We start from the raw sequence: 6,175 nt of genomic DNA, 5'->3' as shown, positions 1-6,175 counted from the left end.
TCCTCCATCTCGACCAGATACTGGGTTCCATCGATGGAAATCTTGAACTTACGCAGCATGATCTTTCTCCATATCCTTCTTCTTGTAGATTCGACGTACCTTAAACGAGCTTTCTTCCAGCGCACCGGCACCTATCGCGGTGGCTATGCACGCAACGCGGCGATACTCGGGGTTCGCCATGCTCACGCGGCGGATCTTCATCTCGCTTTCCGGACGATCCCCCGCGGCGATGGCGGCGGCGATCACGCAGGCGACCCTATGCTCTTCAGGGTCGACGGGAATATAGGCCGGAAGCTCTTGCCACTCATCTTCCGCAAAACCCGGAGCGATCTCTCGCGGGCGCGGCGCCTCCTTTGCCTTTACCTCCCGGGCTTCAGCCACCTGGTGCCGCTCGCTCGAGCGCCGTGCTCGCTCACGCAACCAAGAGCGTAATCCCATACAACTGTCCTCTCTCGCGCACCGCTTCCCCGTCGGCACCATATCCGCGAGGCATAACGGCACTAGTCCAATATGTTGATTGTATAAAGGAATAACGGTTATTCTGCGTAGAACGCAACCTTCTCGGTCAGCGGTTCTCGCTTGACATACATAAACGAAGGGACTAGCACCTCGAAGAGCCTCCTCGATGCCAATCCCTTTTACCTTGCATTATGTTAGTTAGGCCAACAGTGCGCCGCGACACCGTCCACGGGCGCGCCCCCGCGCGCTACCGCCGCATGCCGGAAAGCGCCACCGCCACCGCCTCGTCCACATCGTCGGTTATCTTGACCATGCGGTGATCGAGCTCGCCGATCATGCCGGCGTCACGGACCGTGCCCTCGATCCAATCGAACAGGCCGCGCCAATAATCCTCGCCCACCAAGGCCACCGGCGTCTCTTTCACCTTGTGCGTCTGGACCAAGGTGAGAAGCTCGAACATCTCGTCCAGGGTTCCAAATCCTCCGGGAAACACCATGGCGCCGCTTGAGTATTTGACGAACATGGTCTTGCGGACAAAGAAGTACCTAAAGCTCATGCCCAAGTTGACCCACGGGTTGAGGCCCTCCTCAAAGGGAAGCTCGATCCCTAAGCCAACCGACACGCCGCCCGCCTCCGCCGCACCGCGGTTCGCAGCCTCCATGATGCCGGGGCCTCCGCCGGTGATGACCGCGCAGCCGGCGCGGACCACCTGGGTCGCGGCATCGCGCGCGGCAGCATACATCTTGTCATCGACCGAGGTCCTCGCGGATCCAAAAACCGCCACAGCGGGACCGAGCTCCGCAAGGGCGCCAAAACCGTCCACGAACTCCGCCTGGATGCGCATAACGCGCCATGGATCCATGTGGAGCCAATCAGTCGAGTCTTCGGGTGCGAGCAGGTTTCCATACGTGGTGTCCTTGGGCACCATGCGCCCGCGCATAATGACCGGCCCGCGACGATAGGTCTCGTCAAACGGCTGAGCCTGCACGGCATCCCCGTGCTGAGGCGCCGGGCTTTCATTGTCGATATCCATATCCCATCCACTTCCACTCTTGCCGCGGCGGCCCATGGCTGCTCGGCGCGCATCCCTGTCCCCCACCACCATACCCTCAAGGCACGCCGCCATGCGCAAGCGGCGCGTAACGGCTGACGCATAAAACGGTAAGGAGCCGCGCGCGCTTGCGGTACCATTGCCCCGTACAGCACGCGTCTAGGAGGAATCCATGATCCGCCCCATTATGAAATCAACGCTCATCCTCTCGCGCCCCAGCGCGCCCGCCACCGCGCAAGACGCAAGCGTCGCGCAAGATCTGCTCGATACCTTTGCCGCCAACCGCCGAGGATGCGCAGGGATGGCCGCCAACATGATCGGCATCTTGAAGCGCATCATCGTAGTCGATTGCGAAGGGGAGGCGCTGCTGATGTACAACCCCGTCATCGAATCCTCGTCCAATCCCTATGAGACCGAAGAAGGATGTCTGTCGCTCGAGGGGCTGAGGCCGGCGACGCGCTACCGCAATATCACCGTTTTGTATGAGGACGAGAACTTCTCGCCCAGAAAGCGCTCGTTTTCCGGCTACACAGCCCAAATCATCCAGCACGAGATCGACCACTGCGACGGGGTCGTCATTTAACGCGCGCGGGCGCGCCACGCGGCCCGATCAAGCTCGACCGGAAATCTACGATGTGGCATCGGGGGCGTAGACATTGCAATACGTTGCGGCCTGCATGGGCGCCATCATGATGCGACCGGTGCCGCGGTAGACGTTAACCAGGCCCTCGCCGGAAGCCGCGGACCCTATAAGGCTCTTGCCGGATCGTTCGACGGAGAACTCGAGGCCGGACGTCCAGACCAGCGCGTAGTTGCCATCGACGCGCAGCTCGTCGTTCTGCAAATCGACGTAGAGCACCTCCGCCTCCGGACAAGGAGATTCGAGCGCCAAGATACCCGATCCGTCCAACCTTAGGTTGAACAGGCCCTCGTTGCCCGCCACCGCGCTAGAAAGGTTTGAGCGGCGCTGCAGGGAGTGCTGGACGGTGCTGTCGCACGCGAGGAAAAGCCCGTCGTTGAGCACCACGGAGCCGCCCCACTTGGATAGGTCGACCAACAGGAGATGGCGCCATGTGGGCTCGCAAACCAGCCTGCCGGTACCCGAATACTCCGGCTTGATGACGGAATCCTGGCTCACGGCGCCGCGGAACATCTTGCCCATGAAGTCCCCAGCGCTCTTGACGCCGGTGTTCGCGTGCACGGAGCCAACGGTCCACTGCATGGCGCCCGCCTGCAGCGTAACGCCCGTCTTTCCGTCCAACTCCGCCACAAGCTGGCGGCGACGCACATCCATCTGGGCGGAGAACCAGGCGGTCGCCGCGCTATCCGGGGACACCGACAGGTCGCGGTCCCACTGGATAACCTTGAATTGCCCGGCCTGAGCCAAGACGCTGACGTCGTTGTTATCCTCGAAATTGTAGATGGTGAAGGACATGGTCGGTACCTCCGTGTAGATATCAAGGGCTCGTTGCCGTCCAGCACATGGTACCCAAGACGCCGTGGATCGCCTTGCCGTCGCGGCGGATGGAGACGCAGGCATCGGCGGACGGTGCTAGAAGAGGCACCGCTCGATCACGCCTTTCCCGCGAAGCGCGTTCATCCACGAACGAGGAATGGACGATGCCCCGTAGACTATCCCGGCAAGCGTGCCCGCGACCGCCGCCGTGGTATCCGTGTCCTCGCCCAGGTTGACGGCGGCAAGCACGCACTCTTCATAGGAACTCGTCCGCACCAGGCACCACAGCGCCGCCGCCCACGTATCGAGCACGTAGCCACCTGAACGGATAGCGCCGCGCGGGGCCGTGGCGACCCGTCCCATACCCACCGCGAGCGCAGCCCGCTCCGCGCTCGCGCCGGACGCCAGCATGCGCGCCGCCCTCACGCAGTCGACGCAGGCATCGCAGGCGATCGCGTGGGCATGAGTGATGGCAGATACCGCCCGTACCTCGTCGTCGGTCGCATCGGTGAACGCGAGCGGAACGGTGCGCATCAGCGAGCCGTTGCCGTTATCGCGCTCCCCCGCGCCGCCGCGCCCGCTATCGAGCGCGATCGACGTGGTTATCCCTATATCGAACAGGCCGTCGACGGAATAGGCGCCCTCGTCTCGCCAGGCCCTGAAACGCGCCAGGATATCGTCCGCGTCCACGCGCCCCAGCTCGCGGTAGGAATCGCAGAGCGCCAGCGCCATGCTGGTATCGTCCGACCACGTTCCCGCGGGCATGCCGTGGGTTCCGCGCCCCGTCATGTCCGTGCACACAAAGCTATCACGCGCCCTGAACTCGTAGGGAACCCCCAAGGCATCGCCCACCGCCTGGCCGAATACCGCATCTCTCAACGTCGTCATAATCCCACCTCGCCAAAAAAGTGCTCGCAGGCAACCCCGGCCCGCCTTTCGCGATAAACGTTACGCGCCAAGGGCAAGGCAGAGGTAAACCGCCAGGCGACATCTACGGGGCGCGAGACGCTAAGACGAGCCGAGCAGGGGCTGGTCGAATGCGAAGAGCATCTGGTTGATCGCCACGATGTCGTAGGAGCGCCGCTCGATGTAGTAGCGCACGATCGCATCGAACGTGCTCGCCGTCGACAGGGCGTAGCCGGCGCGCTGCAAAAGCTCGCGGGTTTGGTCCATATCCAGCTCGAGCGCTATCGCGAGCGCCACCGCGGTGGGCTTGGCGGGCCTGTAGCCGTCATCTTTGCGCAGCTTTGAAAACACCTGGCGCGACAGGTTCGCCTTCTTATATACGGCGGCGTCGGTCAGGCCCCGCTCGTCTATCAGGGAGAGGACCGCCTGCGAAAACGACGTATCGAGGTGGACCAGTAAATCCTTCAGCTCGCGCTCGTCCGCGATGGGTCGCGCGGACCCAAAACAGGAACCTCCGGGAGCCGCATCGCCTGAGATAACGTCAGCGGCCGCGCCGCAGGCGGGCATGGACAACCGCAGGTCGCCCATCCTATCGCGCCCGCGGCGGGCGTCCACGTATTCCTCGTCCACACACGCGGCGACCTCTCCATAATCTGCAAGGCACGCGGCGAAGGCGGCGCGGTCGAACACCACGAGCCGCACCTCGACATCTTGGACGCGGTCCAAAAACGCTGAGATCTCACTGGTCGCGATCGCCAACGCGCGGTCGATTGGAAACCCAAAGATACCGGCAGAGATCAACGGGAGGGCGACGGAGCGAACTCCGAGCTCGCTGGCGCGCTCCAAGGCACTGCGATATGCGGAGCGAAGCAGGGCATCTTCACCCCACGACCCGCCGCGCCATATGGGTCCCACGGCATGTATGATCCAGCGGGCCTTCAACCCAAAGCCCGGCGTCACCACGGCGGAACCGGTGGGACAGCCGCCCAGCTGCTTGCACGCAGACTCCAGCTCGCGAAGGCCCGCAGCCTCGAAGATGGCCCCGCACACGCCGCCACCGGCAGAAAGATGCTCGTTGGCCGCGTTCACCACGGCCTCCGCATCGACTCGCGAGACGTCGTCTCGTGTAAGGACCAGGGGCATGGCGCATCTCCATTCACTGCAGGGAACCGTTGCCGCCCATCTTACTCTTCCGCGGGGACAGCGCGGGGACGCTCGTGAACGATGGGGCGCGCATGACCTGATCTGCAAGGTACATTTTATGTCCGCACGAACTTGTACGCTTCCACTACATTCAACCTGAGGAGGCTACCATGGCAAACGCTGAGAACCGCACATTCAACCTACCCGCAGAAGCGCTCGCCGCCTTGTCCCGCCTGGTCGAACCCGCAACCAAGGACGCCTTGGACGCGATCGCCGAGGACATCGCCACGTGCGAGAACCTCTATCGCGCGATCATGGACCGGGGAGGGCAGCTTTCCGAGGACGAGGCCGTCTTTGCGAAGGCGTTCCTGGAGGAAGTCATCTCGCTGGAGGGAGAACATGCTGGCGACGCGGCCTGCACGCTAGGGGCCCTGCATTACTCCGGATCCATTACGCCGGACGGCGAACCCGATTACGAGCGGGCGTTCGAGCTCTACAGCACGGGCGCCGCGTTGGGAAACACGCAGGCCCTGGTCAACCTTGGCTATTGCCACCAATACGGCCGATCGGTCCCCGTCTCGCCAAAGGACGCCTTCGAGTGCTTCCAGCGCGCCGCGTTCACAACCAACATGCCCGAGGCCATCTACAAGTTGGGTGACATGTATGAGCGCGGCTGCTACGTGGAGCGAGATAGCGAGCTGGCGTTCGGCCTCTATCGCAAGGCATTCCTGCTCATCCAGGACAATCCCGATGAGGCGCCGGAGATCAAGGCGAGCGTTTGCCACCGCGTCGCGGACCATATCGCAGCAGACGATACGGAAGACGAACCCGTAGCGGAACGCAGGGAGCGGCTGCTCACGGCACTCGAGCTCTACCAGTCCGCCGAGCGCGACTACTACCGGGCGATCGGGGCGGGCGCGTACTATTACGACCGCCGCCTCGATGAGGTCATCGCCGCCGAGGAGCGAATGCGCACGGAATTCCTGCGTCGCTAGAAATACGCTAAGGTCTTGTGGTTCGGTTGTGGTTCAGCATGCAGGCAAGGCGATTTTTCTTGCCAAGGCTTTCTTTTTCAGGGTAAGCTGTTTACATCTTGCCTGTTAATCAATGGTGTAGGGTCCATTATTTCACCCGCTGCGACGCAGAGTAAACACCCCTGG

General features: G+C 62.7%; 7 protein-coding genes. 2 read left to right on the top strand and 5 right to left on the bottom strand.

Features of this window, described 5'->3' with window-relative positions:
• Nucleotides 1–48: 48 nt before the first annotated feature.
• Nucleotides 49–381, bottom strand: coding sequence for a hypothetical protein (locus HMPREF9452_RS08105; RefSeq protein WP_232205044.1), 333 nt, complete (start codon nt 379–381; stop codon nt 49–51).
• A gap of 325 nt (nt 382–706) precedes the next feature.
• Nucleotides 707–1,492, bottom strand: coding sequence for an LOG family protein (locus HMPREF9452_RS08100; protein ID WP_147568261.1), 786 nt, complete (start codon nt 1,490–1,492; stop codon nt 707–709).
• Nucleotides 1,493–1,682: 190 nt separating this feature from the next.
• Here HMPREF9452_RS08100 and HMPREF9452_RS08095 point away from each other — a divergent pair, with 190 nt between their 5' ends.
• Nucleotides 1,683–2,093, top strand: a complete 411-nt coding sequence (locus HMPREF9452_RS08095) for a peptide deformylase (RefSeq protein WP_009141652.1) — start codon at nt 1,683–1,685, stop codon at nt 2,091–2,093.
• A 45-nt stretch (nt 2,094–2,138) separates the two neighbouring features.
• Here HMPREF9452_RS08095 and HMPREF9452_RS08090 read toward each other — a convergent pair whose 3' ends face one another.
• From HMPREF9452_RS08090 to HMPREF9452_RS08080, 3 genes are all read right to left on the bottom strand, one after another.
• The gene (locus HMPREF9452_RS08090) at nt 2,139–2,945 is read right to left on the bottom strand and encodes an AIM24 family protein (protein WP_009141651.1); all 807 of its coding nucleotides are present in this window, start codon (nt 2,943–2,945) and stop codon (nt 2,139–2,141) included.
• A gap of 117 nt (nt 2,946–3,062) precedes the next feature.
• Nucleotides 3,063–3,854 (bottom strand): ADP-ribosylglycohydrolase family protein, encoded by a 792-nt coding sequence (locus tag HMPREF9452_RS08085; protein WP_009141650.1) that lies wholly within the window; start codon nt 3,852–3,854, stop codon nt 3,063–3,065.
• 120 nt (nt 3,855–3,974) lie between these two features.
• Nucleotides 3,975–5,015 (bottom strand): macro domain-containing protein, encoded by a 1,041-nt coding sequence (locus HMPREF9452_RS08080; RefSeq protein WP_009141649.1) that lies wholly within the window; start codon nt 5,013–5,015, stop codon nt 3,975–3,977.
• 170 nt (nt 5,016–5,185) lie between these two features.
• Between HMPREF9452_RS08080 and HMPREF9452_RS11425 the strand changes: the two genes are divergently transcribed.
• Nucleotides 5,186–6,010 (top strand): tetratricopeptide repeat protein, encoded by an 825-nt coding sequence (locus HMPREF9452_RS11425; RefSeq protein WP_009141647.1) that lies wholly within the window; start codon nt 5,186–5,188, stop codon nt 6,008–6,010.
• Nucleotides 6,011–6,175: the final 165 nt, after the last annotated feature.

The organism is Collinsella tanakaei YIT 12063 (assembly GCF_000225705.1).
Lineage (GTDB): Bacteria > Actinomycetota > Coriobacteriia > Coriobacteriales > Coriobacteriaceae > Collinsella > Collinsella tanakaei.
This window is presented reverse-complemented; position numbering and strand designations above follow the sequence as displayed.

Coding starts and splice junctions, on each gene's coding strand:
- HMPREF9452_RS08100 (WP_147568261.1), bottom strand. CDS start 1,492: ATGGATATCGACAATGAAAGCCCGGCGCCTCAGCACGGGGATGCCGTG.
- HMPREF9452_RS08095 (WP_009141652.1), top strand. CDS start 1,683: ATGATCCGCCCCATTATGAAATCAACGCTCATCCTCTCGCGCCCCAGC.
- HMPREF9452_RS08090 (WP_009141651.1), bottom strand. CDS start 2,945: ATGTCCTTCACCATCTACAATTTCGAGGATAACAACGACGTCAGCGTC.
- HMPREF9452_RS08085 (WP_009141650.1), bottom strand. CDS start 3,854: ATGACGACGTTGAGAGATGCGGTATTCGGCCAGGCGGTGGGCGATGCC.
- HMPREF9452_RS08080 (WP_009141649.1), bottom strand. CDS start 5,015: ATGCCCCTGGTCCTTACACGAGACGACGTCTCGCGAGTCGATGCGGAG.
- HMPREF9452_RS11425 (WP_009141647.1), top strand. CDS start 5,186: ATGGCAAACGCTGAGAACCGCACATTCAACCTACCCGCAGAAGCGCTC.